This is a genomic window from Streptomyces sp. NPDC046870, from assembly GCF_040704595.1.
Taxonomy (GTDB): domain Bacteria; phylum Actinomycetota; class Actinomycetes; order Streptomycetales; family Streptomycetaceae; genus Streptomyces; species Streptomyces argyrophylli.
Map to the genome: position 1 here is coordinate 904,962 of NZ_JBEYXM010000001.1, position 20,717 is coordinate 925,678.

17 protein-coding genes are annotated in these 20,717 nt (G+C 73.2%); 3 read left to right on the plus strand and 14 right to left on the minus strand.

The features are described from left to right. Positions 1–17: 17 nt before the first annotated feature. From AB0946_RS04090 to AB0946_RS04120, 7 genes are all read right to left on the minus strand, one after another. Positions 18–146, minus strand: a complete 129-nt coding sequence (locus AB0946_RS04090) for a hypothetical protein (protein WP_366759050.1) — start codon at positions 144–146, stop codon at positions 18–20. Then, positions 143–2,452, minus strand: coding sequence for a molybdopterin cofactor-binding domain-containing protein (locus AB0946_RS04095; protein ID WP_366759051.1), 2,310 nt, complete (start codon positions 2,450–2,452; stop codon positions 143–145). Before AB0946_RS04095 ends, AB0946_RS04090 begins: the two co-directional genes overlap by 4 nt. Beyond that, entirely contained in the window at positions 2,449–4,440 is a 1,992-nt protein-coding gene (locus AB0946_RS04100) for a 2Fe-2S iron-sulfur cluster-binding protein (protein ID WP_366759052.1), read from the minus strand. Before AB0946_RS04100 ends, AB0946_RS04095 begins: the two co-directional genes overlap by 4 nt. Continuing rightward, positions 4,437–5,330: an FAD binding domain-containing protein gene (locus AB0946_RS04105; protein WP_366759053.1), complete on the minus strand. Its 894-nt coding sequence runs from the start codon at positions 5,328–5,330 to the stop codon at positions 4,437–4,439. The genes AB0946_RS04100 and AB0946_RS04105 overlap by 4 nt, the downstream gene beginning before the upstream one ends. Before the next feature lie 249 nt (positions 5,331–5,579). Continuing rightward, positions 5,580–7,205 carry a beta-N-acetylhexosaminidase gene (locus tag AB0946_RS04110; protein ID WP_366759141.1) on the minus strand — a complete coding sequence of 542 codons (1,626 nt, stop codon included), beginning with the start codon at positions 7,203–7,205 and terminating at the stop codon, positions 5,580–5,582. Positions 7,206–7,421: 216 nt separating this feature from the next. Continuing rightward, positions 7,422–7,703, minus strand: coding sequence for a DUF3039 domain-containing protein (locus AB0946_RS04115; RefSeq protein WP_030651613.1), 282 nt, complete (start codon positions 7,701–7,703; stop codon positions 7,422–7,424). A gap of 29 nt (positions 7,704–7,732) precedes the next feature. After that, positions 7,733–8,305 (minus strand): YqgE/AlgH family protein, encoded by a 573-nt coding sequence (locus AB0946_RS04120; RefSeq protein WP_171155759.1) that lies wholly within the window; start codon positions 8,303–8,305, stop codon positions 7,733–7,735. Positions 8,306–8,582: 277 nt separating this feature from the next. Between AB0946_RS04120 and murA the strand changes: the two genes are divergently transcribed. Continuing rightward, entirely contained in the window at positions 8,583–9,923 is a 1,341-nt protein-coding gene (gene murA, locus AB0946_RS04125; protein WP_366759054.1) for a UDP-N-acetylglucosamine 1-carboxyvinyltransferase, read from the plus strand. Between the two features lie 223 nt (positions 9,924–10,146). On the opposite strand, the gene AB0946_RS04130 is transcribed toward murA, so the two are convergent. From AB0946_RS04130 to AB0946_RS04155, 6 genes are all read right to left on the minus strand, one after another. Next, complete coding sequence (locus tag AB0946_RS04130) at positions 10,147–10,428, minus strand: HU family DNA-binding protein (protein ID WP_014673024.1); 282 nt, start codon at positions 10,426–10,428, stop codon at positions 10,147–10,149. A 322-nt stretch (positions 10,429–10,750) separates the two neighbouring features. Continuing rightward, entirely contained in the window at positions 10,751–12,166 is a 1,416-nt protein-coding gene (locus AB0946_RS04135) for an NAD-dependent malic enzyme (protein WP_366759055.1), read from the minus strand. Between the two features lie 376 nt (positions 12,167–12,542). Further along, the gene (locus tag AB0946_RS04140) at positions 12,543–14,876 is read right to left on the minus strand and encodes a UvrD-helicase domain-containing protein (protein WP_366759056.1); all 2,334 of its coding nucleotides are present in this window, start codon (positions 14,874–14,876) and stop codon (positions 12,543–12,545) included. Between the two features lie 69 nt (positions 14,877–14,945). After that, positions 14,946–15,713, minus strand: coding sequence for a zf-HC2 domain-containing protein (locus tag AB0946_RS04145; RefSeq protein WP_366759057.1), 768 nt, complete (start codon positions 15,711–15,713; stop codon positions 14,946–14,948). A gap of 62 nt (positions 15,714–15,775) precedes the next feature. Beyond that, on the minus strand, positions 15,776–16,360 hold the full coding sequence (locus AB0946_RS04150) for a sigma-70 family RNA polymerase sigma factor (RefSeq protein WP_009188888.1): 585 nt from the start codon (positions 16,358–16,360) through the stop codon (positions 15,776–15,778). A 228-nt stretch (positions 16,361–16,588) separates the two neighbouring features. Further along, entirely contained in the window at positions 16,589–17,182 is a 594-nt protein-coding gene (locus tag AB0946_RS04155; RefSeq protein WP_366759058.1) for an ABATE domain-containing protein, read from the minus strand. A 266-nt stretch (positions 17,183–17,448) separates the two neighbouring features. Between AB0946_RS04155 and AB0946_RS04160 the strand changes: the two genes are divergently transcribed. Together AB0946_RS04160 and AB0946_RS04165 are read left to right on the plus strand one after the other, a co-directional pair. After that, a complete protein-coding gene (locus AB0946_RS04160) occupies positions 17,449–18,822 on the plus strand; it encodes a nitrate/nitrite transporter (RefSeq protein WP_366759059.1) in 1,374 nt (457 codons plus the stop codon). Positions 18,823–18,908: 86 nt separating this feature from the next. Then, positions 18,909–20,060, plus strand: a complete 1,152-nt coding sequence (locus AB0946_RS04165) for a uroporphyrinogen-III synthase (RefSeq protein ID WP_366759060.1) — start codon at positions 18,909–18,911, stop codon at positions 20,058–20,060. 13 nt (positions 20,061–20,073) lie between these two features. On the opposite strand, the gene AB0946_RS04170 is transcribed toward AB0946_RS04165, so the two are convergent. Beyond that, on the minus strand, positions 20,074–20,538 hold the full coding sequence (locus tag AB0946_RS04170; protein WP_366759061.1) for an ATP-binding protein: 465 nt from the start codon (positions 20,536–20,538) through the stop codon (positions 20,074–20,076). Positions 20,539–20,717: the final 179 nt, after the last annotated feature.

A 20,717-nucleotide genomic window follows, 5' to 3' on the forward strand; every position in this document is an offset into this window, starting at 1 on the left:
TCCGTCGGGCAGGTCCCTCAGGTGAAGTAGATCCCGCCCAGGACCACGGCCAGTGCCGCGACCACGAACAGCAGGATCCACAGGAACAACTTGCCCACGCCGGGCGCGGGTTCGTAGCGCGGCTCTCCGGGCGGCGGTGTGCTCACCGGTCCGTCACCACCGCCGCCTGCGGGCGGATCGGGAGGCGGTTGACCGGGCGGCCGGTGGCGGCGCGGACGGCGGAGGCGATGGCCGCCGGGGCCGTCACCACCGGCACCGCGCTGACGGACTTGGCGCCGAAGGGTGCCACCACGTCCCGCTCCTCCACCAGTTTCACGATCCGGATGTCGGGGGCGTCCAGGGCGGTCGGCAGGGCGTAGCCGGTCAGGTCGGGATGGCGGACGAGGCCGCGGGGCGTGCGGAGGTTCTCGGTGAGGGCGATGCCCACGCCCTGGGTGACGCCCGCCTCGATGCGCGCGGCCAGCTGTGCCGGGTTGAGCACCCGGCCCACGTCCTGGGCGACCGCCAGCTCCACGACCCGGACCGAACCCAGCTCGACGTCGACGTCCACCACCGCGCGGATCGCGCAGAAGGCGAGGCCCACGAAGGCGTCGCCCTGGCCGGAGGCGTCCAGGGGCTCGGTCGGATGCGGGCGGCACTGGGCGGTGGCCCACAGCTCCTTGCCCTCCATCGCCTCCGCGACGGTGGTCGACAGCACGCCGTCGTACGAGGTGATCTTGCCGTCCGTGATCTGGAGCAGTTCGGTGGACATGCCGAACTTGTGCGCCAGGGGCTGGAGGAGCTGCGTGCGGACCATCTTGGCCGCCCGCTCCACCGCGCCGCCGGACACCCAGGTGTGCCGGCCCCGGCAGCCCGCGCCGGCCGGCGGCTGGTCGGTGTCGACGGGGGCAACGTGGACCTCCTCCACGCCGAGGGTCTCCTGGACGATCTGCCGGGCCAGGGTGGTGAAGCCCTGGCCGGTCTCCACGGCCGCGCACAGCACGGTCGCGATGCCGTCGTGGACCTTGACCGTCGCGGTCGACACCTCGTCGGCGCCCTCCGCGCCGAGCATGTGCACCATGCCCAGGCCGTAGCCGACGCCCCGGCGGACCGCGCCGGGCTCGCCCGCGCCCTCGGGACCGCCGGGCAGCAGCCACTCCTCCTCGGGGGTGTCCTTGGGCAGCGCCGGGAGCGGGAAGTCCCGGACCGCCTGGAGGAGTTCGGCGACCGGGGCCGGGCAGGTCACGGTCTGGCCGATCGGGAGGACGTCACCGGTGGCGAGGGCGTTGCGCAGGCGCAGTTCGGCCGGGTCGAGGCCCAGCTTCTTCGCCAGCTTGTCCATCTGCGCCTCGTAGGCGGCGCACACCTGCATGGCGCCCTCGCCGCGCACGTGGCCGGAGGGCGGGTTGTTGGTGCGGACGGCCCAGCCCTCGATGAAGGCGTTGGGGACGACGTACGGGCCGCACGCGAAGGACACGGCGGCGGCCAGGGCGTCGGAGGACGTGTCGGCGTACGCGCCCGCGTCCAGCAGGATCTGCGCCTCGACCTTCACCAGCCTGCCCTCGGCGTCGGCGTGGTGGCGGTAGCGCAGCAGCGTCGGGTGCCGGTGGGCGTGGCCGAGGAAGGACTCCTCGCGGGTCGCCGTCAGCTTCACCGGGCAGCCGGTCTTCAGGGCGAGCAGGCCGAGCGGGAGCTGGAAGCCCTGGTCCTCGCGGTCGGCCGTGGCGCCGGGCACCCCGGTGACGACGATCTTCACCCGGTCGGGGGACAGGCCGTAGCAGGCGGCGGCGGTGTTGCGGTCGGTGTGCGGGTCGGTGGAGGCCAGGTACAGCTCCACCCCGCCGTCCGGACGCGGTACGGCGAGACCGGCCTCGGCGCCGATCGGGGCCGGGTCCTGGCGGCCGATGCGGTACAGGCCCTCGACCACCACCTCGCCGGCCGCCTCCGGGTCGCCGTGGTGCAGCGGGATGTGCCGGATCAGGTTGCCGTCGGGGTGCAACGGCTCGGCCTCGAAGGCCTGTTCCGGGTCGGTGACCGGGTCCAGCACCTCGTACTCGACGATGACGGCGGCGGCGGCCATCCGCGCGGTGTCCGGGTGGTCGGCGGCCACGGCCGCGATGGGCTCGCCGTGGTGGCGCACGACCTCGGAGGCGAACACCGGCCGGTCGGGCGTGCCCCGGCCGTGGCGCGGGGTGCCGGGCACGTCCTCGTGGGTGACGACCGCGCGGACGCCGGGCATCTCGCGCGCGTGGGTGGTGTCGATGGAGACGATGCGCGCGTGCGCGTGCGGGGAGCGCAGCACGGCCGCCCACAGCAGGCCCTCGGCCCACAGGTCGGCCGCGTACGGGAAGGTGCCCTCGGTCTTGGCGCGGGCGTCGGCGTGCGGCAGGGAGGCGCCGAGGCCGTGCGGCGGCTCCTCGGCCAGGGGGGCGGGTTCCGCGGCGGTGGTCGCGGTGCCGGCTTCGTTGCTCACGCCTGGCCTCCGTCCTGGCCGTAGTGCTGCTCGTGCTGTCCCGGCGGCGTGCCGTACGGGTCGGGTGTGCCGTACGGGTCCGGTCCGCCGTACGCGTCGGGCGTGTCGTACGCCTCGGGCGTTGCGTGCGTGTCCTGTCGCCGCGGGGGGTCGAACGCGCCGGGAGCCTCGAACGCCGACGGGTGGACGCCGCCGGAGCCGGGGCCCGCCTGGTGCGGGATGCGGGCCTCGTCCGTGTCCGTCCCGGGGCCGGCGTGGGCCGCCTCCCGCTCGGCGACGACCTCCTTGACGGCCTCCAGGACGCCCCGGTAGCCCGAGCACCGGCACAGGTTGCCGCACAGGGCCTGCCGGGTCTCCAGCTCGGTCGGCGCGGGGTTGCCCTCCAGCAGGTCGTGCACGGTCATCGCCATGCCGGGCACGCAGAAACCGCACTGCACGGCTCCGCAGCGGGCGAGCGCGCGCTGTACGTCGGAGGGCCGGCCGTCCTCGGCCAGTCCCTCGACCGTGCGCACCTCGCTGCCGGCCGCGGTGACCGCCGGGACCAGGCAGGAGGCCACCAGACGGCCGTCGACCTGCACGTTGCAGGCGCCGCACTCGCCCTGCGAGCAGCCGTCCTTGGCGCCCGCCAGGCCGAGCCGCTCGCGCAGCACGTACAGCAGGGACTCGCCGATCCAGGCGTCGGTGACCGGGCGGTCGGTGCCGTTGACGCGCAGGACGTAGGAGGCGAGCGGGTGGTCGTCGTGCGGCGGAAGCGGTACGGCGGCCCCCTCGGCGTCCTCCGCGGCCGCGGTGCCTTCGGCGGGGGTGTCCGGCGCGGGCGCGTCGACGGCACCCTCGGCTCCGGCTTCCGGCGGGGAGTCGGGAGTGCCGGGGTCCGCGGGGCCGGCCGCGTCCGCCGGTGCCTCGGGGTCGTCCGTGTCCGGCGCCGTGGCGGGCTCCGGCGCGGCCGGCGGGCCCGCGGGGCCCTCAGGGTCCGCCGGGGCGTCAGCGGGGCGTTCAGGGGCCTCGGCGGCGCCCTGGGGGCCACCTTCCGGCGCCGTGGCGGGCTCGGCCGGCTCGTGCGCCGGCCGATCCGCTTCGGCGGGCGCGGGGGGAGCGGCCGTGGCACCGGGCGTGCCGGCACCGGGGGCGCCGGCGTGACCGGCGTCCTGGCCGCCGGCTCCGTCGTGGCCGCCCTCGTCGTGACCGGCGTGCACGTGACCGGGGTCCGGGTGACCGGCTCCGTCGTGGCCGTGCTCGTGACGACCGGCTCCGGCGTGGCCGCCTGGCGCCTGACCGCCGGGACCGTGTTCGTACCCGTCCTGCGGAACGTACGCCTCCGCGGCGCCGTACCCGTTCTGCGAGCCGTACGCCCCCTCGGTGCCGTACGCCTGCTCCGTCCCGTGCCCGTCGTCCACGCCGTACGCGTCCGGGGCGCCGGGCGCCGGGGCGTCCACCGGCTCGGCCCCGGGGGGGTACGCGTGGCCCGTGCCGTCCGTCGCCCAGGGGGCCGGCGCGCCGCCGGGCAGCGTGGGCGGTGCGGCGCCCCACTGCTCGACCAGCGAGGACGTGGTGAACTCGCCCGACTCGTCGGGGAGGTCGCCCCCGGCGACGGGGATGGACCACTGCCCGGTGACGTCGTGCCCCGGGGCGGCCGGTGCCGCCGGCTCCTCGAAGGTCCAGTGCTGGGTGGCGGCGGGCTGGTAGGTGAACCGGTCGTCCGCGGCGTGCGGCGGGGCCGGGGTGGCGTTCGGGTCGGGCCACGGGCCGCCGCCGTCGGGCGCGGGCCAGCCGCCCGGGGTGCCGTCGGTGTGCGTGGCCGTGATCCGCGGCGGCACGTAGCCGTGTCCGGGCGCGGCCAGCGGGCTGTCGCCGGACAGCAGGGCGTCGATGCCGCCCTCGGGGAGTTCGACGAAGGCGGTGGCGCCGTCGTCGTAGTCGCCCTGGGGCAGCGGGTTCCAGCGTCCGCCGCCCTGGGGCGTGCCCTGTCCGTGCTGGTCGTCGGTCACGACAGCGCCCTCCCCAGTGCTCGTCGGGCCAGCGCGGCGACGGTGCGCCGCAGGTGCAGTACGGCGGGCGGAAGCGGGGCCACCGAGCCGTCGGGCTCGGGGGCCGGGTCCGGGATGCAGGCCGCGGCGACGTACTCGCCGAAGGCGTGCAGGGCCTCCGGGACGAGCGCGCGGTCGTTGTCCCAGTCGATCAGCTGGGCGACCCACTGCTCGGCCTCCAGCGGCCGCAGCGGCATCGGCGCTATGGCTCCGACGGCGCAGCGCACACCGCGCCGGGCCGGGTCGAGGACGAGCGCCACGGAGGCGAGCGCGCGGCCCGGGCCGGTGCGTCCGGTCGCCTTCAGGAAGACCTGCGGGGCGTGCAGCAGCGGTACGCGCACGTAGCCGATGAGTTCGCCGCCGCGCAGCATCTCCACGCCGGCCAGCAGGTGCGACACCGGGATCTCCCGGCGGGCTCCGCCCGGGCCCGCGATGATCAGGGTCGCTTCCAGGGCGGCCAGCACCGGCAGCGCGTCCCCGGTGGGGGCGGCGGAGGCGATGTTGCCGCCCAGGGTGCCCGCGTTGCGGATGTGCGGCGGGCCCGCGGCGCGCGCGGCGGCGGCGAGCGCCGGGATCAGGGCCGCGAAGTCGGGGCGGCCCATGCGCGCGTGCGTGAGGCCCGCGCCGAGCAGCGCGTGGCCGTCCTGGTACTGCCAGCCGCGGATTTCGCTGATCCGGCCGAGGCCCACCAGCGCGGCCGGCCTGAGCTGGCCGGAGTTGACGGCGGCCATCAGGTCGGTGCCGCCCGCGACGGGGACGGCGGTGGGCATGGCGGCCAGGGCCGCCACGGCCTCGTCCAGTGTCGTGGGCAAGGTGACGGCCTGCGCCGCCTGCGGTGCGTGCGTGGTCAAACCGGCTGCCCCTTCCCGCTGCCCCACCTGGTCCCGCCTGTGCTGCCGTACGGTACGTGCTGACAGGGCGGACGACGCAACTCTGGCACATCTTCGCGACGCCCGGACGCAGGGGTCCGTCAGGAGGCATTCGCCCACCCCACCAGGGAGGTGGCCGTTTTCGCACGGCATCGCCGGTGTGCACGGATTGCCACTCTTCGGTGGTGCTGCCGGGGTTTTTCCTTGCCCGTCCGGGCCGGCCCCGCACTGTCACCTGTTCGGGGGCGGCCCCTCGATCGGGCGGCCGGGCACGCCGGGGCGCTTCTGCCACGGGCGGGGTCCGGCCGGCGGCCGGTAGGCGACGCCGAGGGCGTCAAGTCGCCGGTAGTGGGCGGCCATCCGGCGTTCGAAGCCGGCGTAGTCCCGGTCCGCGGGGGCCGGCAGCGGGCTCCAGGCGACCTCGGCGAAGGCGGCGAGCCGGGGGAAGGCCTGGTAGTCCACGCGCGCCGTGTCCTCCAGCACCTCGGTCCACACGTTGGCCTGGGTGCCCAGCACGTGCCGGGCCTCCTCGCCGGTGAGCCCGTCCGGCACGGGCTCAAAGCGGTAGACGTCCTCCAGGGTGCGCACGAAGCCGATCGGCACGGGCTCGTCCTCGCCCGGGGCCTGACGGTGGTCCAGGTACACGTACTGCTCGGGGCACATCACCACGTCGTGGCCGGCCCGCGCGGCGGCGACGCCGCCGCCGTAGCCGCGCCAGGAGGAGACGGCGGCGCCGGGCGCGAGGCCGCCCTCCAGGATCTCGTCCCAGCCGATGAGGCGGCGCCCGCGCGCGGCGAGCCAGGCGTCGAAGTGCCCGATGAACCAGGACTGCAACTCGTTCTCGTCGGCGAGGCCGAGGTCCGTGATCCGCGTCTTGGCGGTGACGGACTCGGTCCACTGCTCCTTGCGGCACTCGTCGCCGCCGACGTGGACGAACTCCGAGAACGCGGCGGCGTCCGCGGGGAACAGCTCCAGGACCTCCTCGAACACCCCCTCGTAGAACCGCAGGGTGGCGTCGGTCGGGGCCAGGATGTTGGACGAGATGCCCCAGTTGTCCCAGACGGCAAGGGCGGTGGTGTCGATGACGTCGGTGTTGCCGAGTTCGGGGTACGCGGCGATGGCGGCCTGCGAGTGGCCGGGCACGTCGATCTCGGGGACGACGCCGATGTGCCGCTCGGCGGCGTAGGCGACGATCTCGCGGATGTCGTCCTGGGTGTAGTAGCCGCCGTGGGGCTTCTCCTCCCACAGCGGTGAGGCCCGGTGGCCGAACTTCGTCCGCGTGCGCCAGGAGGCGATCTCGGTCAGCCGCGGATAGCGCTTGATCTCGATGCGCCAGCCCTGGTCGTCCGTCAGGTGCAGGTGCAGGACGTTGAGTTTGTGCGCGGCCATCAGGTCCAGGTAGCGCAGCACGCCCTCCTTGGGCATGAAGTGCCGGGCGACGTCGAGGAGCAGCCCGCGCCAGCGGAACCGGGGGGCGTCCTCGATGACCTGGTACGGGACGGCGGGGGCGGTGTCCGGGCGCACCGGGGCGCGCCGGAAGGCGTCGGGGCCGAGCAGCTGGCGCAGGGTCTGCGCGCCCCAGAACACGCCGGCGGGCCCGCCGCCGCGGATCTCCACGCCCCCGTCGCCGGCGGTGAGCCGGTACGCCTCCGGTTCCAGCGCGTCGTCCAGCAGCAGCCGTACGCCGTCGCGGGCGTCCCGGGGCCCGGGACGCAGCGGCAGGCCCAGGGCCGCGCCGAGGGTGGCGCGCAGCCAGCGTTCGGTGCGCTCGGTGCCCTCACCGGCCCACAGCGTGGTGCCGGGCCCGAAGGGTACGGCGGACCCCTGCCGGTCCTGGATCGCGCGCGGCGCCGGAATCAGTTCCACGACATCAGCCCCTCCCGGCGTCGCGCCTCACGCAACGCTCCTGCCGCCCCGCTCCACCCGTACTTCCGTCGCCCCGAAGGCTAGGCACTGCGCGAGGAGCCCACAAGAGGTCTGGACCAGTCGACGTCCCGGGAACACGAAGATCCCCGGGACGCGCCGCATGCGCGTCCCGGGGACCTCATCGTCCGCCGGCGGAAGGGGCGCGGCCTACTTGTCGCCGCCCTTGCCCTCGTCGCCGCCGCTGCCCATGGACTCGTAGATCTCCTTGCACATGGGACAGACGGGGTACTTCTTCGGGTCGCGGCCCGGCACCCAGACCTTGCCGCACAGCGCCACGACGGGGGTGCCGTCGAGGGCGCTCGCCATGATCTTGTCCTTCTGGACGTAGTGGGCGAAGCGCTCGTGGTCGCCGTCGCCGTGGGACACCTGTGGCGTCGGCTCTACGAGGGTCCCCGTACCAGTCCCGCGCTCGGGCTCAAGAGTGCTCATATCAGCAAGGGTACTGAAGCTCGCAGGCATCAGTTGAGCGAAGGGTCGTCCGGGTACGTGGCCACCATCGCCAGCTCGTTGCGCTGGCGGCGCAGCACTTCGCGCCAGAGTCTCTCGGGGGCCGGGGAGGACACGTCGCCCGGCTCGGACTCCACGACGTACCAGGCGCCCTCCACCAGCTCGTCCTCCAGCTGGCCCGGGCCCCAGCCGGCGTACCCGGCGAAGATCCGCAGGGAGCCGACGGCGGAGGCGAGCAGCTCCGGCGGTGCCTCGAGGTCGACCAGTCCGATCGCGCCGTGCACCCGCCGCCAGCCGAGTGGCGCGCCGTCCCCGTCGGCGCCGCCGGGGATCACGGCGACGCCGAGCGCCGAGTCCAGCGAGACGGGGCCGCCCTGGAAGACGACGCCGGGCTCACCGGCGAGGTCGGCCCAGTCCTCCAGGATGTCGCCGACGCCCACCGGCGTGGGCCGGTTGAGGACGACACCGAGGGAACCCTCCTCGTCGTGGTCGAGAAGGAGCACCACCGCACGGTCGAAGTTCGGGTCCGCCAGGGCGGGGGTGGCCACGAGCAACCGCCCTGTGAGCGAGGACACCTCGGTCATGCCAGACATGATCCCGCATCTTCCCCCGGTGTGGGGAGCCAATCGGGGGCACGGGAGTGAAGGCAGCTCAGGGCGTACGGGAGCGACCCCGGCGCACGTCCCGCGCCGGTGACCCCATGTGCCCGGCAGGGAACGGTTCGTGTTGTGACACAGCTATGACGCGACTGGGCGGTCCCTGGACTTACGGACGGGGGGTGATCGGCGATTACCCTGTCTTCCCGGCCCGTGCGCACAGTGATCGGCCGGCCCCTGACCAACTCATCGGAACGCGAGATTCATGACCGTCAACGACGATGTCCTGCTTGTCCACGGCGGAACCCCGCTGGAGGGCGAGATCCGTGTCCGCGGTGCGAAGAACCTCGTGCCGAAGGCCATGGTCGCCGCCCTGCTGGGCAGCGAACCGAGCAGACTGCGCAATGTTCCGGACATCCGTGACGTGCGGGTCGTCCGCGGCCTGCTCCAGCTGCACGGGGTGACGGTCCGCCCGGGCGAGGAGCCCGGCGAGCTGGTGCTCGACCCGACGCGGGTCGAGAGCGCCAACGTGGCTGACATCGATGCCCACGCGGGTTCCAGCCGCATCCCGATCCTCTTCTGCGGTCCGCTGCTGCACCGCCTCGGCCACGCCTTCATCCCGGGCCTCGGCGGCTGTGACATCGGCGGCCGGCCCATCGACTTCCACTTCGACGTGCTGCGGCAGTTCGGCGCGACCATCGAGAAGCGGGCCGACGGGCAGTACCTGGAGGCCCCGCAGCGGCTGCGCGGCACCAAGATCCGGCTGCCGTACCCGTCCGTGGGCGCGACCGAGCAGGTGCTGCTGACGGCCGTACTGGCCGAAGGCGTCACGGAGTTGTCCAACGCGGCCGTCGAGCCGGAGATCGAGGACCTCATCTGCGTGCTGCAGAAGATGGGCGCGATCATCGCGATGGACACCGACCGCACGATCCGCATCACGGGTGTGGACAAGCTCGGCGGGTACACCCACCGCGCCCTCCCGGACCGCCTCGAGGCCGCCTCCTGGGCCTCCGCGGCGCTCGCCACCAACGGCAACATCTACGTCCGCGGCGCCCAGCAGCGCTCGATGATGACGTTCCTGAACACCTACCGGAAGGTGGGCGGTGCCTTCGAGATCGACGACGAGGGCATCCGGTTCTGGCACCCGGGCGGCCAGTTGAAGTCGATCGCGCTGGAGACGGACGTGCACCCCGGTTTCCAGACCGACTGGCAGCAGCCGCTGGTGGTGGCCCTGACCCAGGCGACGGGCCTGTCCATCATCCACGAGACGGTCTACGAGTCCCGCCTCGGCTTCACCTCGGCGCTGAACCAGATGGGCGCCCACATCCAGCTCTACCGCGAGTGCCTGGGCGGCTCCGCCTGCCGCTTCGGCGCGCGCAACTTCCTGCACTCCGCGGTCGTCTCGGGCCCCACCAAGCTCCAGGGCGCCGACCTGGTCATCCCCGACCTGCGCGGCGGCTTCTCGTACCTCATCGCGGCCCTGGCGGCCGAGGGCACGTCCCGCGTCCACGGCATCGAGCTGATCAACCGCGGCTACGAGAACTTCATGGAGAAGCTCATGGAACTCGGCGCGAAGGTCGAGCTGCCGGGCAAGGCGCTCGGCTAGGGGCTTTCGTCCGGATCAGGCCTGATCCGGACGAGAGGCCCCAGGCGTCACCCACGACGAAAGGGCGGCCCCCCGGTGAAGGGGGGCCGCCCTTTGACGTCTCCTGCGGCGTCGCGCCCCCGAGGGGGCGCGGGAAACTGCGCGGCCAGGCACAGCGGGCCCGCAGTCACCCACGGCGCTCCGTGCCACGGCGCTCCAGTGGACCGGCGCCGAAGCGGGGCGCCTACTTGCCCTTGGCGGCTTCCTTGAGCTTGGAGCCCGCGGTGACCTTCACGCTGAAGCCGGCCGGGATGTTGATGGGCTCGCCGGTCTGCGGGTTGCGCGCGGTGCGAGCGGCACGGTGGGTGCGCTCGAAGGTCAGGAAGCCGGGGATGGTGACCTTCTCGTCGCCCTTGGCGACGATCTCGCCGACGGTCTCGGCGAACGCGGCCAGCACGGCGTCGGCGTCCTTGCGGGTCACCTCGGCGCGGTCGGCCAGCGCGGCCACCAGCTCACTGCGGTTCATGTTGTTACTCCCGTATTTTTCTTGCCGTTGGGGTGTGCCACGCGGCGAAGCCGCCCGAGGCACTGCGATGCCGATGCGCTCGCGCCCTTGGGGGTGCCCCCTGGGACGAAGTCCCTGAGGGAGCATCCTGCCCCTACCTGCGGCGGGAAAGCCAATCCGGCACCCGTAGGAGTCGTGAGAACACCCTGGGGAGTCGCACGAAAAGCGCCTGCTCGGCCGTCACCCTAGAGCGCGCCCGGCATCGCGGGGTTCCACGACGCGCCGGTGCGGGGGGCCGCCGTGGTGATGCTCACAACCCCCTGCACATTACGGCACGCCCTGATCAGACGGTCGCCCCGGCCGCCCTGGCGGCCTCGCGGACCGCCCCGGCCACGGCGCCCGCGACCTTGTCGTTGAAGACGCTCGGGATGATGTAGTTCGGGTTCAGCTCGTCCTCGGTCACCACGTCGGCGAGGGCCTTCGCGGCGGCGAGCATCATCTCGGTGTTGACCGTGCGGGACTGGGCGTCCAGCAGGCCGCGGAAGACGCCCGGGAAGACGAGCACGTTGTTGATCTGGTTCGGGAAGTCGGAGCGGCCGGTGGCCACGACGGCCGCGGTCTGCCGGGCGACCGCCGGTTCGACCTCGGGGTCCGGGTTCGCGAGCGCGAACACGATGGCACCCTCGGCCATCGCGGCCACGTCGGCGCCGTCCAGGACGTTCGGGGCGGAGACGCCGATGAAGACGTCGGCGTCGCGCACGGCCTCCTTCAGGGTGCCGGCGAGGCCCTCGGGGTTGGTGTTGTCGGCGATCCAGCGCAGCGGCGAGTCGGCCGGGGCGTTCACCAGGTCCTCGCGTCCGGCGTGCACGACCCCGTGGATGTCGGCGACGACGGCGTTCTTCACACCGGCGGCGATCAGCAGCTTGAGGATGGCCGTGCCGGCCGCGCCGGCGCCGGACATGACGACCCGGATGTTCTCGATCGCCTTGCCGGTGACGCGCAGGGCGTTGGTCAGCGCGGCGAGCACGACGATGGCGGTGCCGTGCTGGTCGTCGTGGAAGACGGGGATGTCGAGGGCCTCGCGCAGCCGGGCCTCGATCTCGAAGCAGCGCGGCGCGGAGATGTCCTCCAGGTTGATGCCGGCGAAGCCGGGGGCGATCGCCTTGACGATCTCCACGATGGCGTCGGTGTCCTGGGTGTCCAGGCAGATCGGCCAGGCGTCGATGCCGGCGAAGCGCTTGAAGAGGGCCGCCTTGCCCTCCATGACCGGCAGCGCGGCCTTGGGGCCGATGTTGCCGAGGCCGAGCACGGCGGAGCCGTCCGTCACGACCGCAACGGAGTTGCGCTTGATGGTGAGGCGGCGGGCGTCCTCGGGGTTCTCGGCGATGGCCATGCAGACCCGGGCCACGCCGGGCGTGTAGACCATGGAGAGGTCGTCACGGTTGCGGATGGGGTGCTTCGACGCCATCTCGATCTTGCCGCCGAGGTGCATGAGGAACGTACGGTCCGAGACCTTGCCCAGCGTGACGCCCTCGATGCCGCGCAGCTTCTCGACGATCTCCTCGGCGTGGGCCGTCGAGGTGGCCGCGATGGTGACGTCGATGCGGAGCTTCTCGTGGCCGGACGCGGTGACGTCGAGGCCGGTCACCGAGCCTCCGGAGGACTCCACGGCGGTGGTGAGCTGCGAGACGGCGGTTCCGCTCGCGGGCACCTCCAGCCGGATCGTCATCGAGTAGGAGACGCTGGGCGCCGTTGCCATGGCCGACTTCCTCTGCTTTCACCGTGTCGCGAGTTGTGCCGTCCGATCGTCGCACCTACCGCCGAGTACGTGGTACTCGCCCCGGGTTACGGACGTTGTGTTCACGCGGGGTTCCCCGGCAGGTGTCGCTTGCGGAAAACGACTTCCACCATACGAGAATCGATCAGAGGGGAAAAGAGGCGCGCGGGGCAAAGAAAGAGACCCACGTCACTGTCGTGACGTGGGTCTCTCTCACGCTATGACACCGACCCGCCATGCTCGCCTCGCGGCAAGTGGTCCCTCTGAGGGACGAAGGTTGGGCCCGGGGGCTTGGATCGGGCCGGTGCCACACCCAGGCTAACAAACGGATCCCGCAAGGCCATTCCCGACCGCGGGTTCATTCCCTGAGCAGGTCCGGGACACCCGCCGCGTCCGGCTCGTCCCGCTCCCCGGACACCACCGTGAGCTGCTGGGTCGCCCGGGTCAGCGCCACGTACAGCACGCGCAGGCCGGCCGGCGACTCGTCGGCGATCTCCGCGGGCGAGACGACGACCGTCGCGTCGTACTCCAGGCCCTTGGCCTCCAGGCTGCCGAGGGCCACCACCCGGTCGCCGAGCCCGGCCAGCCAGCGCCGGGCCTCCTCGCGCCGGTTCATCGCGACGACCACGCCGACCGTGCCGTCCACCAGTCCGAGCAGCCGCTCGGCCTCCGCGCGCGCGGTCTTCTCCAGCGAGTCGCGGACGACCGTGAAGCGCGGCTCGACGCCGGTGGACCGTACGGCCGACGGGGACTCGGAGCCGGGCATGGCGAGCGCCAGCACCCTGGCGGCCAGCTCGGCGATCTCGGCCGGGTTGCGGTAGTTCACGGTGAGCTGGAAGCGGCGCCGGGGCCGGGTGCCGAGGGCCTCGTCGCGGGCCTCGGCCGCCTCGTCCGGGTCGGACCAGGAGGACTGCGCCGGGTCGCCGACGACCGTCCAGGTGGCGTGCCGGCCGCGGCGGCCGACCATGCGCCACTGCATCGGCGTGAGGTCCTGCGCCTCGTCCACGATGACGTGCGCGTACTCGGTGCGCTCCTGCGCCAGCCGCTCGGCCCGCTCCCGCTGCGACTCCTCGCGCACCGGCATCAGCTCCTCCAGGCCGGTGAGCTGGTCCAGCGGGTCCAGCTCCCGCTTCCTGCGCGGCCGGGCCGGGGCGCCGAGGATCGCCTGGAGCTCGTCGAGCATGGCGATGTCGTGCACGGAGTACCCGTCCCGCCTGAGCGAGCGGGCGACCTTGCGGACCTCCCCGGGGTTGAGGATCCGCCGGGCCCAGCGGCCGAGCCGCCTCTCGTCGGCCATGGCGGCGAGCACGGCCTTCGGGGTCAGCTCGGGCCACCAGGCGTCGAGGAACGCGATGAAGGAGTCCTCGCTCGTGATGTCCTCGTCGAAGGAGGAGCGCAGCTCGGCGGCCAGTTCCGGGTCGGTGTGCCGGGCGGCGGCGCCGGAGCGGTCCCACAGGGCGTCCAGGAGCAGCTTGCGGGCGCGCGGGCGGAGCAGGTTGACGGGCGCGGTGCCGCCGAGGGCGGTACGGCGGACGCGTTCCAGCTCGTCGGCCTCCAGTTCGAGCCGGCGCCCGAAGGCGACGACCCGGAGCCGGGCGGGCGGGCCGGTGACGGTGTCCCCCTCCGCAGCGGCAGGCCCCAGCTCCAGGGCGCCCCGGGCGGCCTTGCGCAGCACCTTCAGCATCCGGTACGAGCCCTTGGCGCGGGCCACGGCCGGGGAGTCGTACAGCGTGGCCTGCGCGCCGTCGACCAGCGAGCCGATCGCGCGGATCGCGACCTGGCCCTCCTCGCCGAGCGAGGGCAGCACGCCCTCGGTGTAGGCGACGAGCAGCGGGGTCGGGGAGACGATGAGGATGCCGCCCGCGTAGCGTCTGCGGTCCTGGTAGAGCAGGTAGGCCGCGCGGTGCAGGGCGACGGCGGTCTTGCCGGTGCCCGGGCCGCCCTCCACGTAGGTGATGGAGGCCGCGGGGGCGCGGATGACCATGTCCTGCTCGGCCTGGATGGACGAGACGATGTCCCGCATGGTGTGGCCGCGGGCCTGGCCGAGCGCGGCCATCAGGGCGCCGTCGCCGATGACGGACAGTTCGTCGCCGTCGAGGAAGGCCGTCAGCTCGGGCCGCATCAGGTCGTCCTCCACGCCGAGGACCCGGCGGCCCTTGGAGCGGATGACCCGGCGCCGCACCACCCGTCCCGGCTCCACGGGGGTGGCCCGGTAGAAGGGGGCGGCGGCGGGGGCGCGCCAGTCGATGACCAGCGGCGAGTAGTCCTCGTCCAGGACGCCGATACGGCCGATGTGCAGCGTCTCGGCGATGTCGGCGGTGTTGTCCTGCCGCACGGCCCCCTCGGCCGGTTCGACCGCCGTGTAGGCGCCGTCGGGGCCCTTCTTGCCGTCCTTGCCGAGCAGCAGGTCGATCCGCCCGAAGAGGAAGTCCTCGAACTCGTTGTTGAGCCGGTTGAGGTGGATGCCGGCCCGGAAGACCTGGGCGTCCCGCTCGGCGAGCGCGCCCGGGGTGCCCACCTGGCCGCGCTTGGCCGCGTCGTGCATCAGGAACTCGGCCTCGTGGATCTTCTCCTCCAGGCGCCGGTACACCCGGTCCAGGTGTTCCTGCTCGACGCTGATCTCCCGGTCGCGGACGGAATCGGGTGCGTCCTGTACCGAGCCGACCGCGGACTGCTGAACCTGAGCGGCCACCGGGCCCCCTTCTGACGTGCTGGGCAGCCGTCAACCGTACGCGAAGGGGGCCCGTCGAAGCTACGTCGGCTACGCGTCCACCTGGACGAGCTTCTTGCCCTCGAACGTCACCACCTCGAAGTGGTCGATCTCGTTGGGCTGGAAGGCCGCGGCCCCGCCGATGTAGAGCGGTTGCTTCGACTGCTCGGTCTTGGCGCCCGGGACGCCGTACCCCCAGTCGGGCACGGACCACGACGACATGGTCACGCGCTGCCCGTTCTTGGCGACGAGCACCAGGGAGCACTTCAGCGGGCCCTTGACGTTCTTCAGCTCCAGGACCGCCTGGGTGCCCCAGTCCTTGCCCGCCATGGCGACGGTGGCGCTGACGTGGGTCGACGCGTCCGTGGCGGACTTCTTGTCGGACATGGTCCGGAAGGTCGCCTGGGCCGGCGTCGCGGTGACCTGCCCGCCGCCGTCCGAGCCGCCGTTCACCGCCACCGCGGCCAGCGGTCCGGCGATGATCAGCGCCGCCGCCGCGGCGATCATGTAGAAGCCGCGCCGGCGCTTCTGGGCGCGCTTCTCGGCGACCTCGTCGACCAGCTTCTCCACCAGCCGCGGGCTGGGCCTGGCGGACAGCGACTCGCCGATCGCGGGCGTGCTGCCGGAGCCCGGCAGGTCCGCGAGCGCGGCCAGCATCGGCTCCATCCCGGCCAGCTCGTCCAGCTGCTGGGCGCACCACTCGCAGCCGGCGAGATGCGCCTCGAAAGCGGTTGCCTCGGCGTCGTCGAGGATCCCGAGGGCATAGGCGCCGACGGTCTCGTGCTCGCTCGGCACCGAAGATCCCTGACTGGGGCTCATGGGCCCAGACATACCCGGACCACCCGGTCCGAATCCCTGCATCCCCCCGTACCCGCTGCTCATCACGCCGTCACCCCCCGCTCCTCCAGTGCCAGCTTCATCGACCGCAGGGCGTAGAACACCCGGGAACGGACCGTTCCGCTCGGTATGCCCAGGGTTTCCGCCGCCTCATTGACGGTACGCCCCTTGAAGTACGTCTCGACGAGCACCTCCCGGTGGGCCGGGGTCAGGTCGTCGAGCGCGTCCGACAGCGTCATCAGCCACAGCGCCTTGTCGATCTCGTCCTCCGCGGGGATGACCTCCAGCGGCGACGGATCGACCTCCTGCGGCCGGGCCTGCCGGCTGCGGTGGCCGTCGATGACGATGCGGCGCGCGACCGTCACCAGCCAGGGGCGTACCGAACCGGTCGCCCGATTGAGCTGACCGGCGTTCTTCCAGGCACGGATGAGCGTTTCCTGTACGACGTCCTCGGCGCGCTGCCGGTCACCGGCGACCAGCCGCAGGACGTACGCGAGCAGGGGTCCGGCGTGCTCCCGGTACAGCGCACGCATCAGCTCCTCATCCGGCTCCGAGGGCTGTGAGGACATGCGATGTCGGGCCCTCGCTCCACGTTCATTGGCCACGGCCGCATCCTTGCGCACGCCCACCTCCGGTGTCCGGGGGTTCCCCCAGTCGGTCGCTCGCCCACCCGTACGGACGGGGGCGGCCCGGTGTTCAAACCGGAGTGACAGATTTCTTGAGGCTGACGTGACGAGCGGGACATGCGCGCACATTCCCACCGCTCGATCTTCACATCTCCGACACGGGGGCGAGGCCGCCGGAAGATTCCCGTGTAGAGACCATCCAAACTCGGTGTTGCGGAAATCACTCCGGGCTCAGGCCCGCGCCAGCGCCGCCCGCCGCCGGTGCCGGGCGACCCGTTCCCGGTTCCCGCACACCTCGCTGGAACACCAGCGCCGGCGCCGGCCGCGGGAGGTGTCCAGGTACAGCAGGGGGCAGTCGTCCCCCTCGCACTCCCGGACGGCGGCCCGCGCGACGGGGTCGGTGAGCAGTTCGACGGCGTCCCGGGCGACCAGGGCGAGCAGCGCGGCGGGGCCGGGCGGCCCGGCCAACTCCCGCACCAGCCCGCCCCCTTCCGCGGGTACGGCGACGGGCGCGGGGGTCGCACCGAGGGCGAGCCCGTTCACGCGCCCGAGCGCCCGCCCGTACGACGCCGCGTCCACGGCACCCGGCCCGCGCACCAGCACCCGTACGCATGCGCGCAGTTCCCGGAACCCGGTCAGCCAGGAGGCGTCGGCGTGACCGAGCGCCGTACCGTCGGGCACGAGCCCGGCACCCCCGATCCACGCGCACAACGCGCCGACGCCGTCCAGCCGTTCGCACGGATGCGTGGTGGCGAGGAGATCCAGGCACACCCGCCCGGCGTCGAACCGCGGCGCGGACGCGGAGGGGACGCTACCGAATGCCATGGGCCAGTCACCGCCTGGGCAGAACCGTGCGGGGTCTCCCCCACAGTGCCCGCGCGGAGGAGACACCGGAACCCCCCGCGCCACGCTCGCGACGGGCCCTCGGGGAACCCCGGGCCGCAGGCGTGCCTCACCGGCTCCTCCCCGCCCGAGTGAGAGCAACGTTCCCTCGCGGTCACCCACAGCCACAGGCCGGAAACGCGTCCTGCCTACCTTCGGGCTGAGTCAGCGGTCGGCAGACCGAGCAGCCGGAGCACCGTGGAGGCGTGATGACAGGCCCAGCCCCAACCCGTCGCAGTGGCCGCTGGATCGAGCGCTGGGACCCGGAGGACGAGGCGTTCTGGCGGGCGACCGGGGAGCGGATCGCCCGCCGCAACCTGTGGTTCTCCGTCCTGTCCGAGCACATCGGCTTCTCCGTGTGGACCCTGTGGTCGGTCCTGGTCCTGTTCATGGGCCCGGAGTACGGCCTCACGCCCGCCGACAAGTTCCTGCTGACGTCGGTGGTCACGCTGGTCGGCGCGGTCGTCCGGGTGCCGTACACCTTCGCCGTGGCCGTCTTCGGCGGCCGCAACTGGACGATCATCTCGGCGAGCCTGCTGCTGATCCCGACCGTCGCCGCGTTCGTGGTGATGGAGCCGGGGACGTCGTACTCCACCTTCCTCCTGGTGGGCCTGCTGGCCGGCATCGGCGGCGGCAACTTCGCCTCCTCCATGACCAACATCAACGCCTTCTTCCCGCTCAGGAAGAAGGGCTGGGCGCTCGGCCTCAACGCGGGCGGCGGCAACATCGGCGTCCCCGTCATCCAGCTCGTCGCCCTCGCCATCATCGGCGCGAACGGCGGCCCGCGCGTGCTGCTCGGCATCTACATCCCGCTGATCGTCGTGGCCGCCGTGCTCGCCGCGCTGTTCATGGACAACCTGTCCTCGGTGAAGAACGACACCGGAGCGGCCAGGGACGCCGCCCGGGACCCCCACACCTGGATCATGTCCGTGCTCTACATCGGCACCTTCGGCTCCTTCATCGGCTACAGCTTCGCCTTCGGCCAGGTGCTGACGAACGGGTTCGGCCGGACGCCCCTCCAGGCCGCGTACCTCACCTTCGTCGGCCCGCTGCTCGGCTCCCTCGTCCGCCCCCTCGGCGGCCGGCTCGCCGACCGCTACGGCGGCGCCCGCATCACCCTGTGGAACTACGTCGGCATGGCCGCCGCCACCGCCGTCCTCATCGTGGCCGACATGCAGAAGTCGCTGCCGCTGTTCGTGTCCGTCTTCGTCGTCCTGTTCGTGCTCAGCGGACTCGGCAACGGCTCGACGTTCAAGATGATCCCCGGCATCTTCCAGGCCAAGGCGCTGGCCCAGGGCCTGGAGGGGGAGGCGGCGGTCGCCCACGGCCGGCGGCTGTCCGGCGCCTCCATGGGCCTGATCGGCGCGGTCGGCGCGCTCGGCGGTGTCGGCATCAACCTGGCCTTCCGCCAGTCCTTCCTCTCCTACGGCTCCGGCACCGGCGCGTTCGTCGCCTTCCTCGCCTACTACGGTGTCTGCTTCGTGGTCACCTGGGCCGTATACCTTCGCGGTACGGCGGCGCGGGTCCCGGCCGCGACCACCGCATCGGAGGCGAAGGCCCAGCTCAGTTATGCCGAGGTGTGACGTAACACCGGTGACATCGAGCCGAACCGAGCCTGTCACGCATCGTTGACAGGCTCGATCGGCGTGCCGGTCAGCTAGGAGAGCCCATGTACGACGAAGAGCAGCACCCCGAGCACGGCCCCCTCGCCGGGTTCACCGTGGGCGTGACCGCCGCGCGCCGGGCCGAGGAACTGGGCGCCCTGCTCCAGCGGCGCGGCGCCACCGTCGTGCACGCCCCCGCCCTGCGGATCGTGCCGCTCGCGGACGACGGCGAACTGCTCGCCGCCACGAAGGAGATCATCGACCAGGTGCCGGACGTCGTGGTCGCCACCACGGCGATCGGCTTCCGGGGCTGGGTCGAGGCCGCGGACGGCTGGGGCCTCGGCGAACAGCTGCTGGGCCGGCTGCGCGGGGTCCGCCTGCTGGCCCGCGGCCCCAAGGTGAAGGGCGCGATCCGCGCGGCGGGCCTCACCGAGGAATGGTCGCCGTCCTCGGAGTCCCTGGCCGAGGTGCTGGACCGCCTCCTGGAGGACGGCGTCGACGGCGACCGTGTCGCCGTCCAGCTCCACGGCGAGCCCCTCCCCGGCTTCGTGGAGTCGCTGCGGGCGGCCGGGGCGGACGTGGTGCCCGTCCCGGTGTACCGCTGGATGCCGCCCGAGGACCTCAGCCCGCTCGACCGCCTCCTGGACGCGGCCGTCACCCGTGGCGTGGACGCCCTCACCTTCACCAGCGCCCCCGCCGCGGCCTCCCTCCTGTCCCGCGCGGAGGACCGCGGCCTGCTGGACGACCTGCTGTCCGCGCTGGCCCACGACGTCCTCCCGGCCTGTGTCGGCCCGGTCACCGCGATCCCCCTCCAGGCCCGCGGGGTGGACACGGTCCAGCCGGAACGCTTCCGCCTCGGCCCGCTGGTCCAGCTCCTGTGCCAGGAACTCCCGGCCCGCGCCCGGTCCCTGCCCGTCGCCGGGCACCGGGTGGAGATCCGCGGCCACGCGGTCCTGGTCGACGGCGACCTCAAGCCGGTCCCCCCGGCCGGCATGTCCCTGCTGCGCGCCCTGGCCCGCCGCCCCGGCTGGGTCGTCCCCCGCGCCGACCTCCTGCGCGCCCTCCCCGGCGCGGGCCGCGACGAACACGCCGTCGAGACGGCGATGGCCCGCCTCCGCACGGCCCTCGGCGCGCCGAAGCTGATCCAGACGGTGGTGAAGCGGGGCTACCGCCTGGCCCTGGACCCGGCGGCGGACGCGAAGTACGCGGACGCGTGAGGGGCGGCGCCGCTCAGCCGGCACCAGCCGCTCCCCGACCGCCCACCTCGAACCACAGCAGCTTCCCGGCGCCCCGGTCCAGCGGGCTGTCCGCCAGGGACAGGCCGCCCCAGGAGTCGGCGTACTCCTGCACGAGGTGCAGCCCGCGCCCCGCTTCGGCGTCCACCGGGGCGGCCGCGACACGGTCCCAGGGCGGATCCCCGAAGGGCGCCGGGACGCGCGGGTGACTGTCCCAGACGCCGACCCGCAGCCGGCCGTCCGCGAGGGCGGTGAGCCGGAGGGAGGCGGGGCCGGTGGTGTGCCGGTAGGCGTTGCCGACCAGCTCGGACGTCAGCAGTTCGACCGCGTCGAGGACTTCGTGTCTGCCGTGCCCGTTCAGCACGGCCCGTACGGTCATACGTGCGACGCGTGCCGCGCGGGGATCATGCGGCAGCCGAAGGGCGTACACCCAGGTGTCGGGCAGGGATACGGTGCCCATGAAAACCTCCGGTGAGAGAAGGGAACGGGCTCGCTCAACTGGCCGCGCCGGGCGGTGGCTCTGCCTTGGTCGGGTGCGCTTCCGGCTTATGGGCGCGGGGAGTTGAGCGACGCGCTGTACGCTAGCGCGGCGCTGAGATACTTCTCAGTGAATCGAGAGAAGTACATCAACAATTACCT